Below are 26,633 nucleotides of genomic sequence, written 5' to 3'. Positions count from 1 at the left end.
CCATGACCACGAAAACCGCGGCGGAACAGAACTTCCTGATCCCCAACGGGACCTTCCTCGCGGAATTGTCGATATTCCTGCTCGTGCTCGCGGTCATCTGGCTTTTCGTCCTGCCGCCGATCCGCGATGTGCTCGCGCAACGGGAAGCCCGCGTCGCCAAGACCGCCGCTGATGGGCAACGGGCGCGGGAGGTCTTCTCTGCGGCCGAGGATCGGTATCGGTCCTCGGTGGCACAGGCTCGCAGCGAGGCGTCGCGGCTGCGCGAACAGGCCAGGGTCGAAGGCCGGGCGATCCTGATGTCCATGCGCGAGCAGGCGCAAGAACAGTCCGATGTGATGATGGCCGGGGCCACGATCGAGCTACGGGGCCACGCCGACACGGCGACGGCGCGGCTGCGTGGACACATCGACGCGCTGGCCGGTGATCTGGCAGACCGAGTGATCGGAGGTAGAGACGATGAACGAACGTGACGGCATCTACGACATCACCTGGAACTGGCCGGTATTCCTCAGCCAGCTGCTCGGCTTCGCCGTCATTCTCGGTGCGCTCGCCAAGTGGGTTGTGCCGCAGGTGAAGGCAATGATGCAACGGGCGCAGCACACGATTCACGGACAACTGGAGGAGAGCTCGCAGGCCGCAGCCCGATTGGCCGCTGCCGAACGGGCATTCGCCGAAGCGGCCGCGACGGCAGACATCGAAGCGGCTCACATCCGTCGGGAAGCGCGCGCCGACGCCGAGCGGATCCTCGCGGAACTGCGGAACACCACGGCCGCCGAGGTCGAACGGGTGCGCAGACAAGGCATGGACCGACTCCAGCAGGTGCATCGGCAACTGCTGGAAGAACTCGGGCACAACCTCACCACCACAGTGCTCGACCGTGCCGAGTTCGTGGTGCGCGAACGCCTCGACTCACCCCGGGCCAGATCGGACAGTATCGACACATTCCTCGACGAGTTGGCAGGACTCGCCGAGGAACTCCCTAGTTCCTCGTAACCTCGGTTCGTCATCTCACCTCGGCCGAGCGCCGGACGTGGTGGCACATGCGATGGGTCCAGGCTGCATCCGCAAGCAGATCGTGGTCCTGGCCGTAGGGCCGGGAGAGCAGGGCTCCGGAGCGCGGCCCGGGCCCGGATGCCGGAGTGGGAAGAGTGATGCCGCATGTGCCGAGGTAGCTCAGCAGCATGGTGGTGCGCAGGGTGGATGCATTGACTCGGTCGTAGTGGATATCGTCGGAGTCGAGGTCGGCGATCGCGGGTGGCGGGTGCCGCACGGTGGGACACAGCAGCGTGGCGCCGTCGAGTTCGGCAGCGAATGCTCGCCGCAGACCACGCATCGCGTCGTAGACCCGGTGGACCGTAGCTCCGGTATGCGCGTTGCTCGCGAGGCGGCGCAGGGTCGCCGCCTCGGCAGGAATGGTCGAGCCGAGGCGTCGACGATGCAGTTGGAATGCTTCGGCACCGACTATCGTGCCGTTGCGGTCCATCAGATCTTGTGCGATCGACATCGACGGCAGTGCACGGCTGACAATGTCGGCACCTGCGGCACCCAATTCCGCGACAAGTCCGCTGAAATCTCGCGCGATGCCAGGTGTGCTGTCCTCGGACCATTCACCAGCGGGGATGACGAATCGCGGCGGTCCGGAAGGGTGTGGCGCGCGGCATCGGGTAAGGGTCTGGTCGAGGGCGATGATGTCCTCGACGGTGGTTGCGAAAGTGCCGATGCTATCCAGGGTGGGTGCGAGTGGCGCGAAGTCATGAGGTCCGTAGCGCCCGGGGCTTGCCCGGTAACCGATGATGCCGCAAAAGGCGGCGGGTATCCGGACGGAGCCGGAGGTGTCCGTGCCGACGGCGAGGGGGACGATGCCCGTGGCGACCGCGACGGCGGATCCGGACGAGGAGCCGCCCGGAACCAAACCGGCGTCCAGCGGGTTGGGCGGCGTTCCGAAATGGTGATTGACGCCCAGTCCCGAGAACGCGAATTCGCTGAGATTCGTCTTGCCGATGGTGATCAGGCCGCTCTCGGCGGCGCGACGGACCAGGTGACCGGCCGCGCGGGCGGGTGCGTCGTGGACGTGGGCGGACGACCCGCAGGTGGTGACGACGCCTGGGATGTCGAACACGTCCTTCCAGGCGATGGGGATGCCGTCGAGCCGGCTGCGGGGCTCGCCTCGGCGGTGCCGGGCCGCACTGGTTTTCGCGTCGCTCCAGGCTCGTTCGGCGGATACCGTGATCATCGTCGTGGCCGCGCGGGGCTCTCGAGCGAGGCCGACGGCCGCGTCGGCCAACTCCGTCGGAGTCGTGTGCTGGGCGGCGAGCGCGGCGGCAAGCACGGTGGCGGAGGTCATTGTGCTGTGGCGGTCATACGGACTGTTCCGGCCAGAGTGAGTGCGCCGGCGTCGATCGGGTGATCGCAGTGGGGATGTGACGTCGTCATCGGCGGGGTGCTTCCTTCGGCTAGAGGTGTGCCCTCAACACCGTATGGCACGACGCACTCGGCTGACATGTGCGAACATACAGGAAATCTGGCATTCAGTGTAGAGAACTCCATTGCTGAGTGCTCTGCCGAATGTGTTGACTGCTGACATGACATTGCTGCGCGATCCTGAGCCGGTCACGATTCCGGCCAGAGAAGCCCGATCGGTGAGTCTGCGTGCCGGCGACCGTCTGGTGATAACCGATGTCTGCGGCGGCCAAGTGGGAGACGTGTTCGCCTACAACGCCTACGACATTTCCGAGCATCACAGTGCCGCGCACACGCGAACCCACAACGGCCGGTTGTTCCCAGCCCTCCTCGGTCGGTTCGTCACCAACCGACGCCGGCCCATCCTCACCTATCTCGCCGACAGTTCCCCCGGTATCCACGACATGCTGATCGCCGCTTGCGACCCGGAACGGTATGCGGCACTCGGGGATCCGGTGCACGCGTCGTGCGCGGACAACCTCCGGCGAGCCATGGCCGAGCGCGGGCACGAGGCGCTGCCGTTCATACCGCAACCGATCAATATCTTCATGCGCGTCCCGGTCTCCGACATCGGAGATCTGCCCTGGCTCGATGCCCCCACCGCACCGGGAGACACGATCACCTTCCGCGCCGAAATGGACTGCATTGTCGTCGTCTCGGCTTGCCCGCAGGACCACACCGTCATCAATGGCGCCGGACCGACCCCACTGGCCATGACCACCTACCGCCACACCACCGAGGAGACCGCCGCCGATGCCCACCACTGACCTCGCGCACTCTGCACTGGAGTCCTTCGAGCTCGAAACACTGCATCTGCGCAATCGATTCGCCACCGCTCCGATGTCCCGAATATCCGCGCAGCCTGACGGCACCCCCACCCCGCACATGGCCGAGTACTACCGCGGGTTCGCCTCCGGGGGATTCGGCCTGATCATCACCGAGGGTAGCTACACCGACGCCACCCACAGCCAGGGCTACTTCAATCAGCCGGGGTTGGTCACCGAGCGGCACGTCGCCGGCTGGCGCAGCGTGGTAGACGCTGTCCACGCCGCCGGAGCGCCGATCATCGCGCAACTCATGCACGCCGGCGCGATCTCGCAAGGCAACGCCTACGGCTTCGAGACCATCGCGCCCTCCGCGGTCCGCCCCCGCGGCGAGATGATGCGGGACTACGGTGGTGTCGGCGGAGGCTGGCCTGTGCCCCGGCAGATGAGCCGGGACGACATCGATAGCGTCATCGGCGGGTTCGTCACCGCTGCGACGAACGCACGGGACGCGGGATTCGACGGAGTCGAGATCCACGCGGCGAATGGATATCTGTTCGACCAGTTCGTCACCGACTACACCAACCACCGATCCGACGAGTACGGCGGTCCAGTGGAAAACCGCATTCGACTGACGGCACGCGTCGTGGCGGCGATCCGGGAAGCGCTCGGCACATTCACCATCGGGGTTCGGCTGTCGCAGACCAAGGTCAACGACTTCGTATACCGGTGGCCCGGAGCAGACGGGGACGCGCGGGTCATCTTCTCCGCATTGGCCGGCGCGACGTATCTGCACATCGCCAGCGAAGGCAAGGACTTCGTCGAGACCGCGCGTTTCCCCAGCGGTTCGACCATCACCGAACTCGCTCGAGAGGTGTCGGGCAGACCGGTCATCGCCAACGGCGGAATGCACGACCCGGTACAAGCCGCGGAGGTGCTGGCCGGTGGACACGCCGATATCCTTTCCGTCGGCCGCGGCGCCCTTGCCAACCCCGACCTGCCCCGACGTATAGCGGCCGGTGCCGCGCTCGACGCGTTCGACCATGAGATGCTCCATCCGCTGGCTACCCTCGACTGCGCCAGGGCCTGGCGCGAGAACAGCGGTAAATAGCGACGCAGGGGAGCAGGAGCAGACGATGGACCAGGGTTGGGCTCGTGGTGCGGCCGCCGTGGCTACGTTGACATTCGATGTCGACGCCGAGACACCGATACTCGCGCAGGGGCGCAGGTTCGCCGACCAGCCCATGGTGATGTCGCACCAGTCGTACGGGCCCGATGTGGGCGTGCCGCGGATCCTCGACCTGCTCGACGAGATGAGGGTCCCCGCGACCTTCTTCGTGCCGGGCTGGGTCGCCGAACAACGACCCGGCCTGGCGCGGTCCATCGTCGACCGCGGACATGAGGTTGCGCATCATTCCTACAGCCACCGACCGCCGACATCGATGTCCACGGGCGAGGAACGCGTCGACTTCGAACGGGCACTGGATGTTTTCGCGGCGCAGAACGTCGATATCGCCGGGCACCGCGCGGCGATGTGGAGTGCGACTCGCGACACGGTCGGTCTCATCGCCGAGCATGGGCTGGTGTACGACTCGTCCTTGATGGGGGACGACCGGCCGTACCTGGTGGACACCGAGCACGGGTCGGTGATGGAGCTACCGGTGCATTGGTCGCTCGACGACTGGGAGCAGTACGCATTTCTCCCCGAACCGAACATCGGTTCGGTCATCGAATCACCGGTCGAAGTCGAACAGCTGTGGCGCGCGGAACTCGACGGGATGCGCCGCTACGGATGCCTGTTCAACCTGTGTATGCACCCCTTCCTGACCGGTCGGCCCGGCCGGATGATCGCCCTGCGCAACCTCATCGCCTACGCGCAGGAATGCGCGGACGTGTACTTCGCCCGCTGCCGCGACGTCGCCGAGTGGGCGCGGGACGATCCCGAGACCCCACGCCGCCCGCTGCCGGACTACGACGTCGATCCCGCGGTGTACCCGGACTGAATCCCGCTGCCCGGCCGGATCATCGCGACCGGCCTTCCCCAGCAACCGGGACACTCCCGTTCGAGCCGAAGGATTCGGCCTCTAATGCCAGAAAGAGGTCGACCTTGTCCTCGATCCGGTTTACGTCCCGTCCGGTCAGTTCGGTGATCCGAGTAATGCGATTGCGCAGCGTATTGACGTGGACATGCAATGCGGCCGCGGTAACAGCCCATTGGCCGTCATGGGCGAGGAAGGTTCGCAAAGTACGCTCGAGCTCGGTCCGTGCCCGCGCGTCGTGGTCGCGGATGATGCCCAGCACATGCCCGGAGAATTGTCGAAGACTCTGATTGTCGATGAGGCCCAGCAGCATCCGATACGTCGCGATATCGGCGAATGTCGCGGTGCGCATGCCTTCCTTCGCACGCAGGACGTGACAGATCTCGCGTGCGCGTATCAGCGGTTCCCGCAGCGCACCGGCATCAGCGGCGAGTTCACCCACACCGATCACGATTCGCCGGTGATCGACGCGTCGCCCGATCTCCGCGGACAGTTCACGAGCAAAATCCGACAGTACGTCGATGGTGCGGTCCCACGCGAAGATCGCGACGACGTCTCGGCTGCCTGCGCCGATGAATACCGGAATGCCCTTGGCGGAGAAGACCGCGCCGACAGCGTCGCCGATTCCGTCGGACGGTGCCGATTCGTCGGTGGCACTCGGTACGATCGCGAGCACGGCCAGTGTCCGATCGGGTGGCACTCCGTACGCGGCCAGCCGCTGACTCACCTCGCCGGCGCGCCTCGGTCCGGAGAGGACCATCTCCAGCAGTTCACCGGCGAACCGCGCCTCGATGGCGTGCACAGCTTGCTGCTTGGTGACCTCCAAGCTCAGGAACCGCGCGGCCTGTGCCAGCGCATCCTTGTCCGCCGGCGTGAGTTCAGCGGTTGGCCGCAGGCAGTACAGGCCCGCGTCGATGTCCCCCAGGACACCCTCGACGAGGTAGAGCGCCGACGATGCCGCCCCGGCGATGTCGACCTCGATCGGTGGTGGTGTGCGGTTGAGGGCGGCCGAGGCGCGTCGAATCTGATCGTCGGTCAGTTCGCAGCCGATGCTGGCCAAACATCGGCCCATACGGTCGACCACGAGCAGCGGCAGATCGGTGTCGCGGCGGAGAATCTCGAGCACGCCTGCGGCGCCGCCACCGCGCGACAGCGAGGTGGCCAATGCGTTGCCGCGGTGGACGGTGGCAGTCAATTCCGCCTGCAGCGTTTCGTTCTGGATGCGGGAGGCAGCTTCGGTGATCGCGGCGAAGGGCACACCGATGCACAGTTCGACGAGCGGAAGTCCGCGCGACCGGCACGACTCCGCGAGGCCAGGAGGAATGGCCGGTGTTTGCGCGGTCAACCCGAACACCAGGCCCGCAGCCCGCGCTCGCGCCACGGAGTCCACGAACGCTTCGGCCGTGACGTGCGGCTGCCACAGGCCGTTCGTCAAGACCAACTCCCTCGCACGGATATAGCGCGATGGGTCGGGCAGCTCAGTGGTGTGCAACCAGACGATCTCTCGGTCGAGGGAATCAGCGAGGTCGGGTGTGACCACCTCCAGTCCCAGGGCAGGGTCGGCGACAAGTCGGCGAAGCGTCAGCACATATCCGAATGTACATACGAACGCCGGGATAGTGTATGAATACACATATCTCAGGACCTCCCAGTAGTGCTTGCATGAGGCTCATCGCAGGCTGGTCGTGGCAGTACGGCCTCGTCCCTGCGATGCAGGGTCCCCTCGCGCGCACATTCGGCAACACCGACTGCTCCTGGATCGCCGGCGCCATAGTCGCCGGCGTTCTCTACTACACCCTCGCCCGGCCACACCGCCACATCTCAGCGGCGACAGGTTGAACCATCCGGCCAGGACCGCCGTCGCCGATGGATCGCCGAGCAGAGTCGATGAGGGGCTCTGCTCGGCACCTCGGCTCGCCTTCCGCACCGCTTGCGGTATGTCGTGCTTATGAGCGGGCTCGAGCCGGATCCTCGTAAGGGTGGGGCGGCGAGGCTCATACCCGGAATCGTTCGGCAGTTCGCCCGGGGGTAGAGACTCCAACGCTCGCTGGCCGCTCGCCGTGCGGGTACGGAACTTCGGCGTGCCGATATCACGGCACGGATCGACTATCACTTCCGTGAATGCGGCAATAGACTAACTCTCGTGTCGAATCTACGGATCAGCGAAGTGGCCGCGCTGCTGGGTGTCAGCGATGACACGGTGCGCCGATGGATCGATCAGGGCCGTCTGACCGCGATTCAGCTCGATAGCGGCCGCAAGGGGGTCAGCGGCTGTGAGCTCGCCCAGTTCCTGCAGGCGAATGCCGAGGCGCCGCAGCCGGGCGTGACGGTCGCGGCGTCGGCCCGCAACCGGATGCGCGGAATCGTGACCCGGGTCGTGAAGGACACCGTGATGGCACAGGTGGAGATGCAGGCCGGACCGTTCCGGCTGGTGTCGCTGCTGAGCCGGGAATCGGTCGACGAGCTCGGTCTGGAAGTCGGCAGCGTCGCTGTCGCGTCCGTGAAGTCCACGCACGTCGTCGTGGAGATACCGGAGAGTTGATGAGGATGAGAATGGTTCGCAAGTTGTGTGCCGCGACCGTGCTGGCTGTCGTGACCGCGGCGGGCTGCGGTTCGGACGACAAGACCGAACACACCGGCGCACAGCATGTGTCGGGGACGGTGACCGTGTTCGCCGCGGCATCGCTGACCGAGACGTTCACCGAGCTCGGTGAACAGTTCGAGGCCGCGCACCCGGGCGTCAAGGTGGTCTACAGCTTCGGCGCGAGTTCGGCGCTGGCCGAACAGATCAACCAAGGCGCGCCGGCCGACGTGTTCGCCTCGGCGGCGCCGAAGAACATGCAGCAGGTCCGCGACAAGGGTGAGGTCACCGCCACTCCGGTAACTTTCGTGCGCAACCGGCTCGAGATCGCGGTGCCGCGGGGCAACCTCGGGCACATCACCGGGCTGGCCGATTTCGGCAAGACCGAGCCCAAACTCGCGCTGTGCGCGATGCAGGTGCCCTGCGGTGCGGCGGCCAGAACGGTGTTCGAGACGGCAGGCATCACGCCGCAACCGGATACCCGCGAGCAGGACGTGAAGGCGGTCCTGACCAAGGTCACGCTCGGTGAGGTCGACGCCGCGCTGGTCTACCGCACCGACGTCAAGGCCGCGGGGGACAAGGTCGAGGGAATCGACTTCCCCGAGTCGGGCAAAGCCGTCAACGACTATCCGGTCGCACCACTGGCGCATGCTCCGAACGCGGCGGCCGCGACGGCGTTCGTCGACTTCGTGACATCGGCTCAGGCCAAGACGGTCTTCGCCGCGGCGGGATTCGACACCCCGTGATCGCGCCCGCACGACGGCGGGCGGTGCGCGGACGGCGACCGGTCGCGCTGATGCTGCCCGCCGTCTGCGGTCTCGCATTCCTGGTCCTACCGCTCATCGGGCTGCTGGTGCGAGCGCCGTGGGAGACCATGCCGAGTCGGCTCTTCAGTTCCGAAGTCGGTCAGGCGCTACGGCTTTCGCTGCTGTGCGCGACCGTGGCGACGGTGATCTGCCTGGTACTGGGCATTCCGCTGGCCTGGCTGCTCGCGCGCGCCGAACTGCCGGGGCGCGGCGTCATCCGCGCCCTGGTCACCGTGCCGCTGGTGTTGCCACCGGTAGTCGGCGGTGTCGCGCTCCTGTTGGTGCTCGGCCGCCGCGGGCTGATCGGACGGCATCTCTATGAATGGTTCGGCATCTCCTTGCCGTTCACCACGGCCGGGGTGATCGTGGCGGAGGCATTCGTGGCCATGCCCTTTCTGGTGATCTCTGTCGAGGGCGCCTTGCGGGCGGCGGATCCGCGCTTCGAGGAGGCGGCAGCCACCCTCGGCGCAACTGGCTGGTATGTCTTCCGCCGGGTCACGCTGCCGTCGGTCCTGCCCGGCGTGATCGCGGGCGGCGTGCTGTGCTGGGCGCGTGCGCTCGGCGAGTTCGGCGCCACCATCACCTTCGCAGGCAACTTTCCCGGCCGGACGACGACCATGCCGTTGGCGGTCTACCTCGCGCTGGAGACCGATCCGGACGCCGCGATCGTGCTCAGCCTGGTGCTGCTGGCCGTATCGGTCGCCGTCCTCGTCGCGTTGCGCGAACGCTGGATTCGGGGTGTGGTATGACATTGGTCGCCGAACTGCGAGTCAGCAGAGGTTCTTTCGTCCTCGAGCTGCCGCTGAGCGTCGAACCGGGCGAAGTGGTCGCGCTGCTGGGCCCCAATGGGGCGGGCAAGACCACAGCCCTGCGGGCGCTGTCCGGATTGATCGCCCTGACCGACGGGCACATCCGGCTCGACGACCACACCTGGGACGCACCACCTTCGGTGTTCACACCCGCTGAACGCCGCGAAGTCGGCGTGCTATTCCAGGACTATCTGCTGTTCGGACATCTGTCGGCGCTGGAGAATGTCGCCTTCGGGCTCCGGGCCCGCGGATATCGGCGCGCCGCCGCACGTGAGCGCGCCGCTCAATGGCTCACACGTGTCGGACTGGCGGATTACGCGCAGCGCAAGCCCCGAGCGCTGTCCGGTGGGCAGGCTCAACGGGTTGCCCTTGCCCGTGCGCTGGTCACCGAACCAGAGCTATTGCTGCTCGACGAGCCACTCGCCGCGTTGGACGCCGGTACCAAGCTCCAGGTGCGCGCGGACCTCGCCCACCATCTGCGCGATTACCCGGGACACACGGTGCTCGTCACCCACGACCCGCTCGACGCCATGGTCCTGGCCGATCGGCTGGTCATCCTCGAGAACGGCGCGATCGTGCAGCAGGGGCCGCCCGCGGAGGTCGCGGCGCGGCCGCGCTCGGACTATGTGGCCGACTTGATGGGTCTCAACCTCTATCGAGGCACTGCCCGTGGCGCCATCGCCCAACTGGAGGGCGGCGGCAGCATCACCCTCGCCGAACCCGCTGAGGGGCCCGTGTACATAGCCTTTGCCCCTAACGCCGTCGGACTGCACCCGGAACGACCCGTGGGCAGCCCGCGCAACAGCTGGCCGGTCACGATCACGGGTATCGAGCAACACGCGCACACGACCCGCGTCCGTCTCGACGGTGTACCCCCAGTGCTCGCCGACATCACTCCGGCCACCGTCGCCCAGTTGCGCCTGCATCCGGGCCAGCGGCTGTGGGCCGCGGTCAAGGCCACCGAAACCCGCTCGTATCCAGCATGACGGGTCGTCCGGTGAGCATCCGCGTCACCGCAGGTCCAGCCACCGGCTAGTGCTCGAGGCCGGCGACACACCGCATCCGGAATGTTCACTTGGGTACTCACTTTCGCGTGGTTTCAGCCGTCTCGAGCCGCAACTGACGTTGCGGCGTCGACACCGGCGGTCCCGAGCAGGGCGGTGCCCCGCAGCCAGGCGTTCAGGACACTCCACATCATGGCCAGGCCGGCCACGTCGTGCAGCGACGCCAGCCCGTGGTCGGCACCCAGGTAGGTGACGGTGCCGAGCGCGTCGAGTGCCGGCTGGTGTGCCTCGAAGTCCGGCTGCGGCCCGCAGACTTTCCGGAGAACCACTACCCCCGCCCGCACGCTCCGCCGCCGCGCCGACGGTAGCTGGTCGATCTACGTCGAAAGGCGGAGACTTGTTACTGCCTGCCCGCGCCATTGCGGTACGCGGCCACACGGGTCGCGCCGACCTCGGGACCGCCAGGGCGAGGTGCGTGGGTCTCCGCCCGTCGGCAGGAAGGAGGCTGACATGAATCAGTCGGAAATGGACCCGACCTTCTATCGGAGCGCAGCGGAGGCGGCTGCCGCCCCACCGGAGCGGCTCGCATACGTTGTCGCGTTCGACCGCGCGGCACAGAAGCCAGATGCGCTGTCGGTCATCGATGTGGATCCGGGCTCGGCCACCTACGGCCAGGTGGTGGGCTGGACCGAGGTACCTCACCTAGGCAACGAGCTGCACCATTTCGGCTGGAACGCCTGCAGCAGCGCGCTGAAGCACGAAGGCCACCACACCGAAGGGCTGGCGCGGCGGTACCTGATCGTGCCGGGTCTGCGCTCGTCGCGCCTGTATGTGTTCGACACCCGACCCGACCCACGCCGACCCACCCTGTCCAAGATCGTGGACAGCTCCGAGCTCGCGGCCAGGGCCGGCTACTCCCGTCCGCACACGCTGCACTGCGGGCCGGACGGTGTGTTCATGACCTGCCTCGGCGCGGCAGACGGATCGGACGGACCGGGCGGGATCGCGCTGCTCGATCACGACACGTTCGATGTGCTGCGGCAATGGGAGACCGACCGTGGGCCGCAATACTTCGCGTACGACGCCTGGTGGCATCTCAACCAGAACACGCTGGTCAGCAGCGAGTGGGGCACTCCGTCCATGATCGAGGACGGGCTGAAACCGGAGCTGCTGCTGGCCAACGAGTACGGCCACGCGATCCACTTCTGGGACCTCACCGCCGGTCGGCACCAGCAGCGGATCGATCTCGGCGAGCACCACCAGATGCCACTCGAGCTGCGCCCTTCGCACGATCCGGACGCCACCTGGGGGTTCGTCGGCGTGGTGATCTCAACCGAGGATCTATCGGCCTCCGTGTGGCGTTGGCACCGAGACGGTGGAGCGTGGGCGGTCGACAAGGTGATCACCATCCCGGCCGAGCCGGCGGATCCCGACCTGCTGCCGCCGGCGCTGAAACCGTTCGGCGCGGTGCCACCGCTGGTCAGCGACATCGATCTGTCGGTCGACGACGCATGGCTCTACGTCTCGTGCTGGGGTACCGGGGAACTCGCGCAGTTCGACGTGCGCGATCCGGCCAATCCGAAACAGACCGGGTCCGTCCGTCTCGGCGGGATCGTGAGCCGCACCGCCCATCCGGCCGCGCCGGACCAGCCGCTTGCCGGCGGCCCCCAGATGGTCGAGATCAGCCGCAACGGTCGGCGGGTCTACCTCACCAACTCGCTCTACGGCGCGTGGGACGACCAGTTCTACCCGGAGGGGGTCGGCGCCTGGATGGCCGTGATGCGCACCGATCCCGACGGCGGAATGACCGTCGACGAGTCGTTCTTCCCACACGACGAAGACTTTCGAGGTCTGCGTGTGCACCAGGTACGCCTCCAAGGCGGCGACGCCTCCTCGGACTCCTACTGCTACCGGTAGTCGTGGAACCCCGTCAGCCGCGGCGCCGCGACGTACCACTGCCATGTTCGGCATCCCGTCGATCCAGCAGGGCGGGTAGCTCCTTCTGTCAACACCTTCGGCGGAGTGGCTGGTCGGGCATAGGCCCGCGGGAAATCCCCGCGGCCCCGCGCTGGTGGTCCCGTTTGCTGTGACCTCGGTCGGGTAAACACCTGCTCGCGCAGAAACCCATCTTCAGCAGCGTCCACCGGCCAGACGACAGAGGGAGCATCAGATGACCGAATCCGGCCCCGCTGATCTCAAGACGCGGCATCGCGCCATGTGGGCACTGGGCGACTACCCGGCCGTCGCCACCGAAGTCATCCCTGGGCTGGGCCGGCGTCTCGTCGAAGCCTGCCGTATCCGCCCGGGTCAGCGTGTGCTGGACATTGCGGCCGGATCCGGCAATGCCGCAATCCCTGCCGCGGAGACCGGTGCGGACGTCGTGGCGAGCGACCTCACGCCGGAGCTGTTCGAGGCGGGCCGTCGTATCGCCGCCGCCCGGGGCGTCGACCTACAGTGGCAGGAAGCCGACGCCGAGGCATTGCCCTACGCCGATGCCGAGTTCGACGTCGTGATCTCGTGTGTAGGCGTCATGTTCGCGCCGTTCCACCGGGCGGCCGCGGATGAACTGGTGCGGGTCGCCAAGCCGGGCGGCACGATCGGGCTGATCAACTGGACGCCCACCGGATTCATCGGGCAGATGTTCGCCACGATGAAACCGTTCGCTCCGCCGCCCCCGCCCGGTGCGCTGCCGCCGCCACAGTGGGGCGACGAGGCGCATGTCCGGTCGCTGTTGGGCGATCGCGTTACCGAGCTGGAGTTGCGGCGTGAAAGCGCGGTCATCGATCGCTTCGCCGACGGCGTCGCGTTCCGCGACTTCTTCAAGACTTACTACGGACCGACAGTCGCGGTGTACAAGGCCATTTCCACCGAACCCGACCGGATCGCGCGGTTGGACGGGGAGCTCGCGGATCTCGCTTCCCGGCATGACCTGGGCAACGGGCGGATGGAATGGGAGTACCTGCTGGTCACCGCACGCCGATCGGCCTGAACCGGCCAGATGCGGTTGCTCCGCGCGCCACTCGTTCGGCGTCCGATTCGGAACGCTGGAGCGCCCGTTCCGGAGCCGCAGCGCGACTGGTGTGCCTGCGGGCGCCGAGGCGTTGCTCAGTCAGCACTCTCATCGGCCGGTGTTCGGACGGCTATTTCGCCACCCAGTTCGTGGTTGCCGGACAGCCGCAGTTTGTCTCCGCTCCAGAATCGGCCCGGGTCGTACCAGTCGGGGCTACGGTGTTGGGGCAGCAGTCCCATCGCTTGGTATGTCGCAGCGACGATTTCGGCGCAATACGCGTTCTCCAGTTCCCGGGCAGCCGACTCGCTCGTTTTGCGGCGGGGGAGGCGTGCGCGGCCGCGTAGCCAGCGCCCCGCCAGAGCGGCGGTGGAGGGGAACGGTGTGCCGTCGAGCCGGGCGATCGTGCGCAGCACGGTGTCCTCCATCTCTCGGGTGGCAGCAGGGTCCAACTGGCGCAACCAGGCCTGTTGGCCGTAGCGGTGTGCCCACACCAGCACAGCATCGCGCAGGTTGTGTAACTGGACGCCGCGGTGCGTGGTTCCCGACCACATGTCGGTCAGGGATCGTCCGAGCTCCGCGTGCCAGATCAGGGCGGGCAGATCGTCGATCACGACGGACATCCCGACATGGTTCACCGGGCTGTTGGTCGTCATACGGATCACCCGGTCGGCTGTCGAATGGCCACGGAAAAGCCAGATGTCACCCGTACGGGTGACATCGACCGCTCGATCAAGACTGATGCCCATCCCCGTCATGGTCGTAGCCTATGCGGTATGAGGTGGTGGAAGGTGTTGGGATTGGCGGGTGCAGCCGGTGTGGTCGCCACCGGTGTCGTGGTGGTGCGCGCCGAGCGCCGGCGCCGTGCCTACACCCCGGACCAGGTCCGCGAACAACTGCATGTGCGATTCGCCCAGGCGACGTCGGCCCCGGAATCCGGGGATACCGCCGTTCCGGGACCGCGGACACTTTCCAGTGTCGGTGGGCGTATCCGACGATTGTTCCGTCGCCGATCACTGCAAGAAAGGTGAGGGACTGTTCATCGTTCCCGGCCGGTGGTGTCCGGGTTCTCGACGGGTCCGAGAAGGTCCCAGCGGTTTCCTGCAATGTCGAGGAAGACGGCAACCCTGCCATAGGGTTCGGTGCGCGGTTGGGTCACGAACTCGACGTTCGCTGCGGTCATCCGCGTGTATGCCTGGTCGAAGTCGTCGACGCGAAGGAAGAAGCCGACGCGGCCCGCGGTCTGGTCACCGACAGCGGCGAGTTGACGGGTGCCGTCGGCGCGGGCAAGCAAGATCCCAGTCTGCGCGCCGGGCGGGCGAACGACGACCCATCGTTTCGGACGCCCGTCGTTCGTCAGTGACGGGATGTCCTCGACCAGGTCGAAGCCGAGAGTATTCACAAAGAAGTCGATGGCAGGGTCGTACTCCGCGACGACAATGGCGATCAGTTCCAAGTGCACTCAACGAGGCTAGAAGGCGGTGCCGCTGGTTCGACGTATAGCGGTGGGCCCAGGCTCTGGCAGACAGAGCGGCCATTGTCCGCAGCCGCTGGGTCAGGGGCGATTCGGCTGCCAGGTGGTGACGGCCCAGATCACCACGACATCGAGTGCGATCACAAGGATCGACCACCCTGGGTAATAGGGGAGCCACAAGAAGTTTCCGAGGATGGACAGCGCGGCGAGGACAACGGCTATCACCCTGGCCCAAGCTGCTCCGGTCATCAGCCCGAGCGCGGCGATCACCAGGAGGATGCCGAGGACGAGATGAATCCATCCCCATCCGGTCGTGTTGAACTGGTAGGTGTACTCGGGTCCTGCCACGTAGATTTCGTCTTTGGCGATCGCGGAGATTCCCTGGAGAATCGAGGCGATACCGGTGATCAGCAGGAGGATCGCCGCGCCGATCGACGTGCCGGCCGCAACAGCCTGTCTGGTCGGGTGCTGGTTGGGTTCGGTTGTCCTGGCCATGGGTCACACCTCTGCTGGGTGGTCGTGGATTCGGATTCGGCACTGGTGCCGGTGGTCACGGCGGACAAATACGTCGGAATCCTGGTGGTACTCGGCACAGCCTTGTCCATATTTGTCGCGCATAGTTTCGCCGAAGCGGTCGGACAGGGTGTGCGCCAACGAAGTCCGATAATGAGGGCCGAGAAGCTCCGCGAATTGGGCAATTCCGTCTCGATTCTCAGTTCCGCGGTACTAGCGTGCGCCATTCCGGCGACCGGATGGCTGGGGTGGCTGGAGCCGAGGAGCCACCCAGCACGTTGCTTCGACGCAGTCACGCCCAACTGTCAGGCCCAGGTGCGACCTCACATCCTGAGTACGCCGACGAGGACGGGCTGGGCCGTAGGATCACGGCCCGGTCGACGCATTGGGTGCTGAAACGGGTTGCCCCAGGGCTTGAGCCTTGAGCTGCTCGAACTCCACGTCGGTGATGACACCGGCGTCGCGCAGGGCTTTGGCGTCGGCGATGCTCTCGGCCGGGGACTTGCCCGCGACTTGCCGGATGTACTGATCGGTTGCTTGCTTCGCCTCCGCCTGCGACCGTTGGGCGCGCAGCGCCATGCCCCGCCCCCGGACGATCAGATACACCAGCGCCGTCAGGTACGGCAACACCACCAGCGCGATCACCCACACGGCCTTGGCCACGCCGGAGACGGAGTGGTCGCGAAACAGATCCACCAGAATCTGGAACAGAACGATCAGGTACGCCACGAAGGCGAACACGAGGATCGTGTACCACACGTAATCCCAGAACGAATCCATGTTGTGAACCTCCTCGGGCGAGCCTTTCCCGTGCCCGCCGTCGAGTCCGGCTGCGGCGTATTCGAATCCTCTGGCTCACCACGTTGTTGATCGGACCATCGGTCGGCATTAGGGCCGAAAACAGACTTCTATTTTTCTTTGTCAACTATTCATCCCGCATCACGCCTCGACGGCAGTCGATAGTTTGAAATAAGCGCAGATCGACTCGGCGCCGTAGGGTCCCGACGGCAAAAGTGCCGAGCATATGGGCAGGTCGTTCGATTCATCCGTCCGGCCGGAAGAACCACCGACTTGAAAAGGCCGACAAATAATCATCGACTCTGACGAAGGAGTCGTCAAGATCAGCACGTATCCGGCGTAGGCGACTTTCTCGATATGGCCTACCCGTCTACGTGGGCGCACGGTCTGGCGGAGCGCAACCTTGCTGCGATGTAGGCCAACTGCCATGGCACACCGACTGGAGACCAGTTGCCGACACGGGGGCCACCGAATCACGACCGATGAACGTTCGGCTGCCGAAATCGCCGCGGAGATAGTTGGACTCGCGGGCTGGCTCCCCCCGACACCCGGTTCAGCGACCCCGATCGAATAGTCCGTGAACTGCGGCTGACGCGGACAGCGGCCTATTCAGGAAACCGGCGGCCAACCGACCGGCGCAGCTCAACCGTTGTTCACGGAGTGGCACGGTTGCCCCAATAACGTCGGGTCCGTCGATGCATCGACGAGACCTAGGTCAGGGGTTGCGATGGGCCACCACGAGTTCTCCCGTAGGACCACGCTCACCGCGCTGGCCGCAGTGGCCGCGCTTCCGGTCGGCGGACTCGCGCTGCTGGCGCCCCAGCCTCGTTCGCTCATAGCCCGGGATCTGGAGCTCATCACGGTGAGCGATCAGTCGGTGGCGGTCAGCTGGACGACCGCAGCGGCTGACCCGATCGGGCGCTGGCGGCCGGTCGCAACGGACACCGAACTCGCACTCGGACCGGCGGATTCGCGTCAGCCGCTGCCGGTCGTGCACTCCGACCCCGCACCCACCGCCTTCCACTACGTCGAAATCACCGGGCTCGAACCGGGCAGGCACTACCGGTTGGAGGCCCGCTCGCGCGGCGTGCGGGCAGCCTCCGGTTTGACGATGGGTTGGTGGAAAGAGGATCAGAAACACGAGTTCCGCACCCTCACGCCGCCACCAGGGCGGCTGCTGCGCACTATCGCGCTGGCCAACGACCTGCACTTCGGCGAGGAGGTGAGCGGCCAGATCGTGGCCGCGTTGCCGACCGGAGTGCGGCAGGAGCCCGGGATGGCCCCGTACCCGGCGGTGATGCTCGAGGCGCTGTTGACCGACGTGCGTGAGCCGGATCGCAACGTCGACCACCTGGTGCTGGCAGGCGATCTCACCAGTGGCGGCACCTCGAGCGAATCTCGTCAGCTGCGGCGTCGGCTCGACGATTGGGGCGAGCTCGGCGGAGACCTGTTGGTGTGCCGCGGTAATCACGACCGGCCGCGGGTCGGCGCGGACTGGCAGTCGGGATTGCGACTGCCGGGGACTGCGCACCACGACTGCTGGGGCCCGCACTTTCTGCCCCGACAGCGACTGTCCAGCTACAGTCTGGACGGGCTGCGGGTGATCGGACTCGACACCACCGATCTCGACGGCTCCGGCGGACGCATCGACGCCGAGCAGATTTCTCGCCTGCGCAGCCTGCTGCGCGCCGAGCCCGACCAGCCGACACTGGTTTTCGGCCACCACCCGGTGACCCGAGAGTCGGGGTTGAGCAACCTCGGCGGCCCGGGCTTCGTGCTCAACCGGCATGATGCGGCCACCGTGCACCAGCTCTACGGGCGCTCACCCGGTGTATTCCTGCACCACAGCGGGCACACGCACCGCAATCGACGCACGCGCCCGGACATCCGCATCCCGGTGGAGTTCTTGGAGGTGGCCTCGATCAAGGAATACCCCGCCGGTTACTCGCTGCTGCGGCTGTACGAGGGCGGGTACATGGTCACGTTCCAGACCACCCGCACGGCCGCCGCCCGCCGCTGGAGCGCCCGCACCCGCACCCAATTGTTCGGGCTGCAATCACGCTACAGTCTGGGATCACTCGCCGACCGAAACCATGTGGTGCGCCGCGATCTGTCCGGGATCAAGCAGATACCTCAGCCCCGCAAAGCCGCATTTGCGGCCCATCAATCCCAGCACCGTCGACTACACAACGCTGCCCAGCGATAGTTCGAGTTCGCGGGGCACACCGACGTCGATCACGACCGGTCGCCGGGTGCCTGGAGCAGCCGTGCTTGCAGCGCCAAATACAGCAGGGCCGCGTCGGCCGGCACTGCGAACGCTGAACCGGTGAGCCGCTCTATCCGCTTGAGACGGTGCAACACCGTGTTGCGGTGCAGGTGAAGGCGCTCGCCGACCGCCGACGTGGAGCCACCGAGCTCGTACCAGGCCAGGGCGGTCTGCACGAGAGCGTCGGCGTCGTCGGGGTGGAGTCGATCGAATGCGGCGAGCGCATCCGAGAGGACGTCCTCGGCGAGTTCGGAGTTTGCCGCGATCAAGGCACGCGCAGGCGACGAGGCGTACATGTGGATTCCGGTGTCCGCCGAGCTCAGACAGCGGAACGCGAGGCGGGCCTGCTCGAACGCGGCAGGCGCGGATACGAGGTCGGTGAACGGTTTGCTGGCACCGGCTCGCGTCCTCGCGGCGCGTATCGCGCGGTCGAGCGTGACCGGGGAGTCTGCGGCGGCGAGGGTTACCCGGTCGTCGGAGAGAAAGGTGCGAACAGTGGTCACTCCGGTCGCGACGAGGCGAATGTCGCCGACCAGGACGACGAACGTGCCTCGGGCGGGCAAGCGCATCCTTCTGCACAAGTCCTCGCGCCGCGTCGGTGGGAGATCGGGATCGAGCAGTGCCCGCAACAACCGGTGACCGGGTTGTTCGTCCGCGGCGACGACTATGCGCCGGTAGGCGTCGGTCGCCGCGACGGAGTACTCGTCGATGGTGGCCCACACCAGCGTCGACAGCTGGGGCAGAGCGGGACGGTCGTCATGGTCGGCGCGCTCGACGATGACCTCCCAGAACGCCAAGCCCGCGACGCGGAAGGCGTGCAGCAAACTGTCCAGCGGGATCCCTCGCTCGGCCTTGAGCCGTCCGATTCGGCGAGCAGGTTCGAGCGAGTGGGGGGTGTCGGCGATGGCGTCCAGCAATGCTGCGAGGCTGTCGGTCACAAGAGTCGTCAATTCGTGGTGACCGATCGCGGCGTCGCCGTAGTCCTCATCATCCTGTTCGATTCTGGCCGTCACCATCTCGGAGATCGCAGCCAAATCGGCCCGCAGCTCGCGAAGGAGGCGCGGGCACTCGATGTGCGTGTCCTGGGTCACTGCCGTCAACCTAGCGTCCGTTGTGCGTACGCACAACAGCGGTGTTCGAAGTGGAGGCATGCGCCCGTCGCCACGCCAGGCGGCCTCCAGCGACACTGAATTGCCCTGACCCACGCCCCGCCTGAACAAGGAGATCACCAGTGAACTGGGCGGGGTCTCGCCGATCATTGTGGTTCCTGGCCGGTGGTCGAAGGCCGATCTGCGCTACCAAGCCGAGCACGTCGCGACCCAGCGGCTGCACAACGCAGGTCATAACTGCATCTCGGGTCAAGCCTTGATTCTCAGCAGTGACTGGGATCAGCGCGCGGAATTCCTCGATGCGCTGCGCGATGTGCTCGACAAACTCCCCGGCCGCGCTCCGTGGTACCCGGGCAGTGACCGCAAGATGGCACTCGCCGAACATGCTTACCCCGCCGCCGAACGCCATTCGGGGCGGCTGCTGGTCGAGGTCGACGAATCCGCGTCGCAGGAATTGTTCACCACCGAGTACTTCGCTCCGGTACTGGGACACACCGCCTTACCCGGCACAGGCACGGGCTTCCTGCGTGCTGCGGTGACTTTCGCGAACGAACGGCTCGTCGGCACCCTAGGCGCGAGCCTCATCGTCGCGCCCGCCGACCGTGCGGCCATGGGGCGCGATTTCGACGAGGCGATCGCGGAGCTTCGTTACGGGACGATCGGCATCAACGTCTGGAGCGCCATGGGATTCCTCGTTGCCGGTCTGCCGTGGGGTGCCTACCCAGGCCACACACTCGATGCCGTCGGCAGCGGTATCGGTGTGGTCCACAACGCTTACCTGGTCGACGGTCCCGAGCGGGCCGTCCTCAGCGGGCCGTTCCGGCCCTTTCCGCGCACGATGGTCAACGGCGAGTTCGCGCTCTCGCCGAAACCGTCCTGGTTCGTCACCGCCAAGAACGCTGCGAGGACGTCCCGGAAGCTGACCGGCTATGCAGGCCAACCGAGTTGGCTGCGGCTGCCCGGCATCGTCGCCTCCGCGTTCCGTGTTTGACGCCCAGATCGTTCGCCTCGCCACACTCCGACGAACGGAGGGACGACCAACGACGTAGTTACCTGGTTCAGCGTGATCTCGCGGAAGCTTCCCAGGTCACATCGAGGACGACTGCTTACACAACGATCGGAGTTTGCCCATCATGACCACTACCACTCGCGAACTGTTCGAGCGCTACCACGCCTGCTGGGTAGACCGCGACCCGGACCGGATCGCCGAACTCCACACCGTCGACTCGGTGTTCCACCTGCACTCGGGCCAGGAGCCCGCGCGAGGTCGGGCCGCCATCCGCGAGGCCGCGGCGGGGACGTTGGCCTTGGTTCCCGACCTGACATTCCACCTGGTCTCGCTGCGCGTCGGGGAGGACTTCTGGGTGGTGCAATGGCAGCTGACGGGGACGTCGGCCACCGGCAACCGCGTACACGTCGACCTCGCGGATTATGTCCTGGTCGAGGACGGCGCGGTCAAGGAGAAGCACTCCTACGTCGACGGGGTCGCCATGCAGGCCGCTCTCTCCGAGCGGCCCGCTCAGGTATGACGGCTCGAATATCACTGCGCCTCAAAGCTATTCGCGTAGGTAGGAGGTGCCCCGCCCGCAAGGCGGGGCATCTCGACGCACCTCGGACGCCAACAGCGCGGTCGCCGCTGACATAGGCCGTTCGGGGCTACGAAGCGGATCGATCGGCCGAGCAATCGCCTCCCGATATGCCGCATGCGAGGACAAACGCGTGCGGTTCGGCATTTCCGGGTCTTCGCTTGATGATCGAGCGCGGCCGCGGCACAGCCGCACAATCGACCACACGGTCGCGCACAGCAACAGGCCGTTGCGCACTGTCAGAACGATTACTCCTGGCCAGCTTCCGGTGGCCACCCGGTCGTAGACGAACGGGAATTCCACCTGGCTCACAAGTGCCGTCGCCAGCACCAGCATCAGCACAGGTCGCTGCATGGTGTGCCGGTCGAGCGCGCAGACCGCGGCCACCGCCACCGCCCACACCAGGTATTGCGGGCTGAGGACCCGGCTGGTCAGCAAAGCCAGCAGCACCGCGGCCAACGCCAGATCCGTTGCCGCAGGCCGCGCGCGCCACCAAATGATCAGCAGCACAGCCCCACCGATGACCGTGGCAGCCACGCACCCTCGCGCCATCGCGGACACCAACGGCCCCGACAGTTCCTCAGCCCCGTAGCGATGCACGATGCTCCAACGGCCGTTCACCAGCCGGGCAATCAACAGCGGTGTGGCAGCGACAGATTCGATCTGCAATCCACGCTCGGACTGAAACTGCAGGAACGACCACGCGCCTGGGCCCAACCTCGTCAGTCCCGCGGCGGCCAGCGCGCCGACGCCGGCCGCTGCCGCACCGATCCGCCACAGCGCCGGCCAGCGCAACCCCAGCACAACCACCACCGGCCACACTTTCAACAACACCCCCGCCGCAACCGCCGCGCCGGCCGCCGCGGGCCGGCGCGTCGCCCACAACAGCGCCACGACGGCGGTCGCCGCCACGATCAGATCGAATCGGCCGTAACAGACGCGGCCGAGTAGCACCACCCCGACCACCCATACCCACGGCCCGGTCTGGGCTGCCTCCCGACCGTCGCGTCGCACGTCCCGGATCAACAAACTCAGCACGCCTGCGTCCGCCGCGGCGACCAGCGCGAAGAACCACCAGTTGTAGCCATGCCCGCCGCCGAACAGCCAGGGCACCACCAGCAATGCTCCCGCGCCGGGCGGGTACTGCCATTGCTCGTCATACAGCGGGAAAACGTTCTGGCTCACGATCACCTCGGCCCATCCCCGGTACAGTGTCAAGTCCGCGGCCGAGGCATCCCAGACGCTGTGCGGCAGCACCGTCACACCGGTGAACACCACCATCAGCATTCGTGTAACCCCCCACACCAACCACAACCTCGACACCGCCGACAGCCTGCGCACAAGGCCGCAGCCTATCCATCGCGGCAGCCGTCCCCAACCCGAGACGCAGATACCGTCGAGTGCGGTACCTACGCCACTGCATGGCCGTTCGGGCAGTCCCACATCTGGCGTCGCGTCCTGGACGGTGACGCGGAAGCTGGCGGGTTGATCGTCAGCCGTGCGGCTGGCCCTCGCGGATCGACGCGGTGATCACCTTGTGCGACAAGGCCGGTGAGGTCTGTCCCGACTTCGGCGACGCCCCTAGGTTCTGTCTCGAAGTGAAGTGATGGGTGGCACCGCTGTGCGGTGCCACCCATCAGCATGTTCGGTGAAAGTTGTTGGCCGCTTTGGCATATGGGTGAGGTCTCCGGTATTTCGGGTTAGCGACCAAGCAAACCTGAATAGTCCCGGAGACCTCGTGCCCAGCGTAGCGGTGGCGGGGCGGGCGGATCTGACCGATGCCCAGTGGGCGCGGTTGGAGCCGTTGCTGCCTCGACCGAAGAAGGCGGGCCGCCCGCCGAAGTGGACGAAACGGCAGCTCATCGACGGGATCCGGTGGCGGACCCGGGCCGGGGTGCCATGGCGCGACGTTCCCGCCGAGTACGGGTCCTGGCAAGCGGTCTACGGATTGTTCCGACGCTGGCAGCGAGCCGGCGCGTGGGCGGCGATCGTGACATCGCTGCAGGTGCTGGCCGACGCGGCCGGGGTGATCGACTGGCAGGTCAGTGTGGACTCCACGATCGCTCGGGCCCACCAGCACGCTGCTGGTGGGCGCCGCGACAGCGACCGGCAGGCCGAACCGCCAGCCGGGCCTGGTGAACGCGAGCCGGCCGATCACGGGTTGGGGCGCTCTCGGGGTGGGTGGACCAGCAAGCTGCATCTGGCGTGTGAGCAGGGCTGCCGGGTGTTGTCGGTGCTGGTCACCGCGGGTCAGGCCGGTGACAGTCCTCAGTTCACGGCGGTGTTGGACGGTATCGCGGTGCCGAAACTCGGAGGCGGACGTCCGCGGGTGCGGCCGGTGCGGGTGTTGGCCGACAAGGCGTATTCCAGTCGCGGTAACCGGGAGTGGTTACGTCGTCACGGGATCAGAGCAACGATCCCGGTCCCGTCCGATCAGGCCGCGAACCGGCTGCGCCGCGGCCGGGCCGGTGGGCGGCCGCCGACGTTCGATCCGGTGATCTACCGTGACCGCAACGCTGTCGAACGCGGCATCAACCAGCTCAAACAGCATCGGGCCGTGGCCACCCGGTTCGACAAACTCGCCGTCCGCTACCAAGCCACGATCCACATCGCTGTCATCAACCAATGGCTTCGACACTCGTGAGACGACCGGCCACAGGCCAGCCCTCACCACTTCGAGACAGAACCTAGGCGGATCCACTGGAGCATCGTCGGACTGCTCGGCTGCCTGACCCTCGCCTGTACGTTGCCGATGGCGTCGGTACTGTCCGGCGTGGCGGTCGTCGTTCTCGGTGCCGCGATCTACACCGCCCACCGCAAGTACGCCACCGGAACGGCCACCCCAGCGCGACCCCGATAGGCGGCCGAGCAGTGCATTCGAGACCTCAGCCCATACGGCCGACATTGCCTGAACGATTCAGTGCCAGCCCGCCGAGGACTACGCCGATCAGTCCGAACGCCATCGCCGCCCAAGACCCGACTATTCCATTGCCGGTGCCGGGACCACCGTCGGCGGTTGCCGCGAACACGCTACCGAGGACCAGGCTGATCAGCCCCGAGACCAGCGCCACCAGAGCACCTTTCCGACTGTTGCCGGTACTCATGCCGCCGATGCGGCCCAGAGCGAGGCAGCCGAACACCACGCTGGCCAGCCCCACCAGCGCGGTCACGGTGGGGCCGAGTCGCCCCGAGGTCATGCCGGTGACGGCGGCGCTCTGCTGGACCGAGGCCGCCGCCGGTGCGGCAAGCATGACACCTACGAGCAGAGCGGTTGCCGCGACGGCGGGCAGACGACGGACGGACATGCGGTCCTCCTGGGTCGAATGGCTCGATGTCGCCTCATCATGTCGGCCAGACCCGCCCTCGATCATCCTGCGGGAGTAGACAATTCATGCTGCCGCCGATGCCGTAGCCGACTACCGCAGACATGGTAGGAGCAGGGGATATACCGCGTCCGTGGTAATCCATCGATCAATCGCCGGGAGGAGTCGCCCGGGCCGGATTCCGGCTAGGGTGCACCCATGAGCAGGGCAGAGATCCGTATCGGTGACTGGGCGGTCGCCGTCGGCGTGGCGGCCACCCTGCTGATCACCGGCCTGTCCGGGCAATATTTCCCCACCATGCTCGATCCGCTGGGCTTTGTGCTGCTGACCATCGGCGGTCTGGCGTTGATCGCGTACCGCCGGGCGCCGGTCACCGTGCTGGCGGTGACGGGTGTGTGCGTACTGGGTTACCAGGCAATCGGTTTCGAGGTGCCCGCCATTGCCTTTCTGGTCGCCGTATATGCCACCGTCCGGGTCGGGCACCGACTCGTCGCGGCGGCGGGCTCGGTGCTCATGGTGCTCACACTGCCGTTCGCGATGCTGGTCTCGCACCCGCAATGGCCTGTGGACGAGGCGTTCACGCAGGCCCGCGGCGCGCTGCAACTGGCCTGGCTGGTCGCGGCGGCGGCAGCGGGTGAAGCACTGCGGCAGGCCGAACGCCGCGCGGATGAAGCCGAACGCACCCGTGAGGAGACCGCGCGATGCCGCGCCGACGAAGAGCGGCTGCACATCGCCCGGGAACTGCACGATTCGCTCACCCACCAGATTTCGGTGATAAAGGTGCAATCCGAAGCAGCCGTCCACGTGGCTCGCAGGAAAGGCGAAGAAGTACCGACTGCCCTGCTGGTCATCCGGGACGCGGGACGTGAGGCGGCTCGGGAACTGCGCGCGACCCTGGAAGCACTGCGCGACGACCGAGCCACCCCGCGGCCAGGGCTCGACCATGTTCGGGAACTGGTAGAACGCGCCCGCACAACAGGCTTGGACGCGACGCTCACGATCGAAGGTCAACGACTGGACCTACCGGCCGCGGTGGAGCGCACCGTCTACCGGATCATTCAGGAGTCGCTGACCAATATCTCCCGTCATGCCGTCGCCGCGACCGCAGCGATCCGCATCGACTACCAGCCCGACGCCCTGGTCGTACAGGTCGACGACGACGGTACGGCCGAACCGGACACCGTAGCGGTGCACGGCGTCGGTTTGCTCGGCATGCGCGAACGAGTCACCGCACTCGGCGGTCGGCTACAGGCGGCACCGCGCACCGCGGGCGGGTTCTCCGTCCGAGCCGAACTCCCGGTGGAACCATCATGATTCGTGTCCTGCTGGTCGACGACCAACCACTCATTCGCAGCGGATTCCGCGCACTGCTCGACCTCGAGGACGACATCGAGGTAGTGGCCGAGGCCGCCGACGGCAGCCAAGCCCTGGCACTGGCCCGCCAGCACCTGCCCGATATCGCACTCATCGACATCCAGATGCCCCGCATGGACGGCATCGAGGCGACCCAGCGCATCGCGGCAGACCCAACACTGGCCGGAGTGCACGTCGTTATTCTGACCAACTACGGCCTGGATGAATACGTTTTCCACGCGCTCCGCGCGGGCGCAGCCGGGTTTCTCGTCAAAGACGTTCTGCCGGAAGACTTCCTGCACGCCGTGCGAGTCGCTGCCCGAGGCGACGCCCTGCTCGCACCGTCGATCACCCGCCGACTGATCAACCGATACGTCTCCCAGCCTCTGCACACCGACGCCAGCACGAGGATGCCAGAACTGACCGCGCGCGAACGCGAGGCCGTCACCCTGGTCGCCCAGGGCATGTCCAACGACGAGATCGCCACCCGCATGGTCATCAGCACCCTGACCGCGAAAACCCACATCAACCGGGCCATGACCAAGCTCCAGGCACGTGACCGCGCGCAACTGGTAGTCCTCGCCTACGAATCCGGTCTAGTCGCCCCTCGCAAATCCTGACATCTCCGGGCAAATGCCGACGGCTCGACGCTCAAATATTCTCGGCACGAGGATGAACGGAACCATCGCTCCCTACCGCGATGCAGGAGGTTCGACAGGCCCATGATCCAGCTGCGATTGC

Annotated in this window: 28 protein-coding genes; 18 read left to right on the top strand and 10 right to left on the bottom strand. The window is 66.6% G+C overall.

Annotation, left to right across the window (positions count from 1 at the left end):
* The first annotated feature begins 2 nt into the window (after positions 1 to 2).
* Together OHA40_RS32540 and OHA40_RS32535 are read left to right on the top strand one after the other, a co-directional pair.
* On the top strand, positions 3 to 470 hold the full coding sequence (locus tag OHA40_RS32540) for a F0F1 ATP synthase subunit B family protein (protein ID WP_330230626.1): 468 nt from the start codon (positions 3 to 5) through the stop codon (positions 468 to 470).
* Positions 457 to 993, top strand: a complete 537-nt coding sequence (locus tag OHA40_RS32535) for a F0F1 ATP synthase subunit B family protein (RefSeq protein WP_330230625.1) — start codon at positions 457 to 459, stop codon at positions 991 to 993. The genes OHA40_RS32540 and OHA40_RS32535 overlap by 14 nt, the downstream gene beginning before the upstream one ends.
* A 10-nt stretch (positions 994 to 1,003) precedes the next feature.
* On the opposite strand, the gene OHA40_RS32530 is transcribed toward OHA40_RS32535, so the two are convergent.
* A complete protein-coding gene (locus OHA40_RS32530) occupies positions 1,004 to 2,344 on the bottom strand; it encodes an amidase family protein (protein ID WP_330230624.1) in 1,341 nt (446 codons plus the stop codon).
* Between the two features lie 238 nt (positions 2,345 to 2,582).
* Between OHA40_RS32530 and OHA40_RS32525 the strand changes: the two genes are divergently transcribed.
* Genes OHA40_RS32525 through OHA40_RS32515 form a run of 3 tightly spaced genes read left to right on the top strand, consistent with a single transcriptional unit; the run spans position 2,583 to position 5,227 of the window.
* Entirely contained in the window at positions 2,583 to 3,227 is a 645-nt protein-coding gene (locus OHA40_RS32525) for an urea carboxylase-associated family protein (RefSeq protein ID WP_330230623.1), read from the top strand.
* The gene (locus OHA40_RS32520; RefSeq protein WP_330230622.1) at positions 3,214 to 4,335 is read left to right on the top strand and encodes an NADH:flavin oxidoreductase; all 1,122 of its coding nucleotides are present in this window, start codon (positions 3,214 to 3,216) and stop codon (positions 4,333 to 4,335) included. Before OHA40_RS32525 ends, OHA40_RS32520 begins: the two co-directional genes overlap by 14 nt.
* A 58-nt stretch (positions 4,336 to 4,393) precedes the next feature.
* Positions 4,394 to 5,227 (top strand): polysaccharide deacetylase family protein, encoded by an 834-nt coding sequence (locus OHA40_RS32515; RefSeq protein WP_330230621.1) that lies wholly within the window; start codon positions 4,394 to 4,396, stop codon positions 5,225 to 5,227.
* 19 nt (positions 5,228 to 5,246) lie between these two features.
* Here OHA40_RS32515 and OHA40_RS32510 read toward each other — a convergent pair whose 3' ends face one another.
* A complete protein-coding gene (locus OHA40_RS32510; protein WP_330230620.1) occupies positions 5,247 to 6,851 on the bottom strand; it encodes a PucR family transcriptional regulator in 1,605 nt (534 codons plus the stop codon).
* Between the two features lie 555 nt (positions 6,852 to 7,406).
* On the opposite strand from OHA40_RS32510, the gene OHA40_RS32505 reads away from it, so the two are divergent.
* Genes OHA40_RS32505 through OHA40_RS32490 form a run of 4 tightly spaced genes read left to right on the top strand, consistent with a single transcriptional unit; the run spans position 7,407 to position 10,445 of the window.
* Positions 7,407 to 7,805: a TOBE domain-containing protein gene (locus tag OHA40_RS32505; protein ID WP_330230619.1), complete on the top strand. Its 399-nt coding sequence runs from the start codon at positions 7,407 to 7,409 to the stop codon at positions 7,803 to 7,805.
* Between the two features lie 11 nt (positions 7,806 to 7,816).
* Positions 7,817 to 8,590 (top strand): molybdate ABC transporter substrate-binding protein, encoded by a 774-nt coding sequence (gene modA, locus OHA40_RS32500; RefSeq protein WP_330230618.1) that lies wholly within the window; start codon positions 7,817 to 7,819, stop codon positions 8,588 to 8,590.
* Positions 8,591 to 8,640: 50 nt separating this feature from the next.
* Positions 8,641 to 9,399, top strand: a complete 759-nt coding sequence (modB, locus tag OHA40_RS32495) for a molybdate ABC transporter permease subunit (protein ID WP_330234459.1) — start codon at positions 8,641 to 8,643, stop codon at positions 9,397 to 9,399.
* Positions 9,396 to 10,445 carry an ABC transporter ATP-binding protein gene (locus OHA40_RS32490; RefSeq protein ID WP_330230617.1) on the top strand — a complete coding sequence of 350 codons (1,050 nt, stop codon included), beginning with the start codon at positions 9,396 to 9,398 and terminating at the stop codon, positions 10,443 to 10,445. Before modB ends, OHA40_RS32490 begins: the two co-directional genes overlap by 4 nt.
* Before the next feature lie 113 nt (positions 10,446 to 10,558).
* Here OHA40_RS32490 and OHA40_RS32485 read toward each other — a convergent pair whose 3' ends face one another.
* Complete coding sequence (locus OHA40_RS32485; protein WP_330230616.1) at positions 10,559 to 10,792, bottom strand: imine reductase family protein; 234 nt, start codon at positions 10,790 to 10,792, stop codon at positions 10,559 to 10,561.
* Positions 10,793 to 10,973: 181 nt separating this feature from the next.
* On the opposite strand from OHA40_RS32485, the gene OHA40_RS32480 reads away from it, so the two are divergent.
* Both OHA40_RS32480 and OHA40_RS32475 read left to right on the top strand, forming a co-directional pair.
* Positions 10,974 to 12,380, top strand: coding sequence for a selenium-binding protein SBP56-related protein (locus OHA40_RS32480; protein ID WP_330230615.1), 1,407 nt, complete (start codon positions 10,974 to 10,976; stop codon positions 12,378 to 12,380).
* 253 nt (positions 12,381 to 12,633) lie between these two features.
* The gene (locus OHA40_RS32475) at positions 12,634 to 13,452 is read left to right on the top strand and encodes a class I SAM-dependent methyltransferase (protein ID WP_330230614.1); all 819 of its coding nucleotides are present in this window, start codon (positions 12,634 to 12,636) and stop codon (positions 13,450 to 13,452) included.
* Between the two features lie 116 nt (positions 13,453 to 13,568).
* Here OHA40_RS32475 and OHA40_RS32470 read toward each other — a convergent pair whose 3' ends face one another.
* The gene (locus OHA40_RS32470) at positions 13,569 to 14,228 is read right to left on the bottom strand and encodes a hypothetical protein (protein ID WP_330230613.1); all 660 of its coding nucleotides are present in this window, start codon (positions 14,226 to 14,228) and stop codon (positions 13,569 to 13,571) included.
* Positions 14,229 to 14,246: 18 nt separating this feature from the next.
* On the opposite strand from OHA40_RS32470, the gene OHA40_RS32465 reads away from it, so the two are divergent.
* On the top strand, positions 14,247 to 14,501 hold the full coding sequence (locus tag OHA40_RS32465; RefSeq protein WP_330230612.1) for a hypothetical protein: 255 nt from the start codon (positions 14,247 to 14,249) through the stop codon (positions 14,499 to 14,501).
* A gap of 8 nt (positions 14,502 to 14,509) precedes the next feature.
* On the opposite strand, the gene OHA40_RS32460 is transcribed toward OHA40_RS32465, so the two are convergent.
* The 3 genes from OHA40_RS32460 to OHA40_RS32450 all read right to left on the bottom strand — a co-directional run bounded on the left by OHA40_RS32460 (position 14,510) and on the right by OHA40_RS32450 (position 16,237).
* On the bottom strand, positions 14,510 to 14,932 hold the full coding sequence (locus tag OHA40_RS32460; protein WP_330230611.1) for a VOC family protein: 423 nt from the start codon (positions 14,930 to 14,932) through the stop codon (positions 14,510 to 14,512).
* A 93-nt stretch (positions 14,933 to 15,025) separates the two neighbouring features.
* The gene (locus OHA40_RS32455) at positions 15,026 to 15,439 is read right to left on the bottom strand and encodes a DUF7144 family membrane protein (protein WP_330230610.1); all 414 of its coding nucleotides are present in this window, start codon (positions 15,437 to 15,439) and stop codon (positions 15,026 to 15,028) included.
* A gap of 384 nt (positions 15,440 to 15,823) precedes the next feature.
* Entirely contained in the window at positions 15,824 to 16,237 is a 414-nt protein-coding gene (locus OHA40_RS32450) for an SHOCT domain-containing protein (RefSeq protein WP_330230609.1), read from the bottom strand.
* A gap of 745 nt (positions 16,238 to 16,982) precedes the next feature.
* On the opposite strand from OHA40_RS32450, the gene OHA40_RS32445 reads away from it, so the two are divergent.
* Entirely contained in the window at positions 16,983 to 18,461 is a 1,479-nt protein-coding gene (locus tag OHA40_RS32445; RefSeq protein WP_330230608.1) for a metallophosphoesterase family protein, read from the top strand.
* Positions 18,462 to 18,490: 29 nt separating this feature from the next.
* Here the strand turns inward: OHA40_RS32445 and OHA40_RS32440 are convergent, their stop codons facing one another.
* Positions 18,491 to 19,612, bottom strand: a complete 1,122-nt coding sequence (locus tag OHA40_RS32440) for a helix-turn-helix domain-containing protein (protein ID WP_330230607.1) — start codon at positions 19,610 to 19,612, stop codon at positions 18,491 to 18,493.
* A gap of 169 nt (positions 19,613 to 19,781) precedes the next feature.
* On the opposite strand from OHA40_RS32440, the gene OHA40_RS32435 reads away from it, so the two are divergent.
* Together OHA40_RS32435 and OHA40_RS32430 are read left to right on the top strand one after the other, a co-directional pair.
* On the top strand, positions 19,782 to 20,621 hold the full coding sequence (locus OHA40_RS32435) for a hypothetical protein (protein ID WP_330230606.1): 840 nt from the start codon (positions 19,782 to 19,784) through the stop codon (positions 20,619 to 20,621).
* 142 nt (positions 20,622 to 20,763) lie between these two features.
* Positions 20,764 to 21,159 carry a nuclear transport factor 2 family protein gene (locus OHA40_RS32430; RefSeq protein WP_330230605.1) on the top strand — a complete coding sequence of 132 codons (396 nt, stop codon included), beginning with the start codon at positions 20,764 to 20,766 and terminating at the stop codon, positions 21,157 to 21,159.
* Between the two features lie 27 nt (positions 21,160 to 21,186).
* On the opposite strand, the gene OHA40_RS32425 is transcribed toward OHA40_RS32430, so the two are convergent.
* Complete coding sequence (locus OHA40_RS32425) at positions 21,187 to 22,503, bottom strand: glycosyltransferase 87 family protein (RefSeq protein ID WP_330230604.1); 1,317 nt, start codon at positions 22,501 to 22,503, stop codon at positions 21,187 to 21,189.
* Positions 22,504 to 22,954: 451 nt separating this feature from the next.
* On the opposite strand from OHA40_RS32425, the gene OHA40_RS32420 reads away from it, so the two are divergent.
* Positions 22,955 to 23,860: an IS5 family transposase gene (locus OHA40_RS32420; RefSeq protein ID WP_330228469.1), complete on the top strand. Its 906-nt coding sequence runs from the start codon at positions 22,955 to 22,957 to the stop codon at positions 23,858 to 23,860.
* A gap of 241 nt (positions 23,861 to 24,101) precedes the next feature.
* Here OHA40_RS32420 and OHA40_RS32415 read toward each other — a convergent pair whose 3' ends face one another.
* Positions 24,102 to 24,521: a DUF6223 family protein gene (locus tag OHA40_RS32415; protein ID WP_330230603.1), complete on the bottom strand. Its 420-nt coding sequence runs from the start codon at positions 24,519 to 24,521 to the stop codon at positions 24,102 to 24,104.
* Positions 24,522 to 24,737: 216 nt separating this feature from the next.
* On the opposite strand from OHA40_RS32415, the gene OHA40_RS32410 reads away from it, so the two are divergent.
* A complete protein-coding gene (locus OHA40_RS32410) occupies positions 24,738 to 25,853 on the top strand; it encodes a sensor histidine kinase (protein ID WP_330230602.1) in 1,116 nt (371 codons plus the stop codon).
* The gene (locus OHA40_RS32405) at positions 25,850 to 26,512 is read left to right on the top strand and encodes a response regulator transcription factor (RefSeq protein ID WP_330230601.1); all 663 of its coding nucleotides are present in this window, start codon (positions 25,850 to 25,852) and stop codon (positions 26,510 to 26,512) included. Before OHA40_RS32410 ends, OHA40_RS32405 begins: the two co-directional genes overlap by 4 nt.
* Positions 26,513 to 26,633: the final 121 nt, after the last annotated feature.

Source organism: Nocardia sp. NBC_00508 (assembly GCF_036346875.1).
GTDB lineage: Bacteria > Actinomycetota > Actinomycetes > Mycobacteriales > Mycobacteriaceae > Nocardia.
The sequence above is the reverse complement of the archived record's forward strand: the minus strand, read 5'-3'. Positions and strand labels throughout refer to the sequence as shown.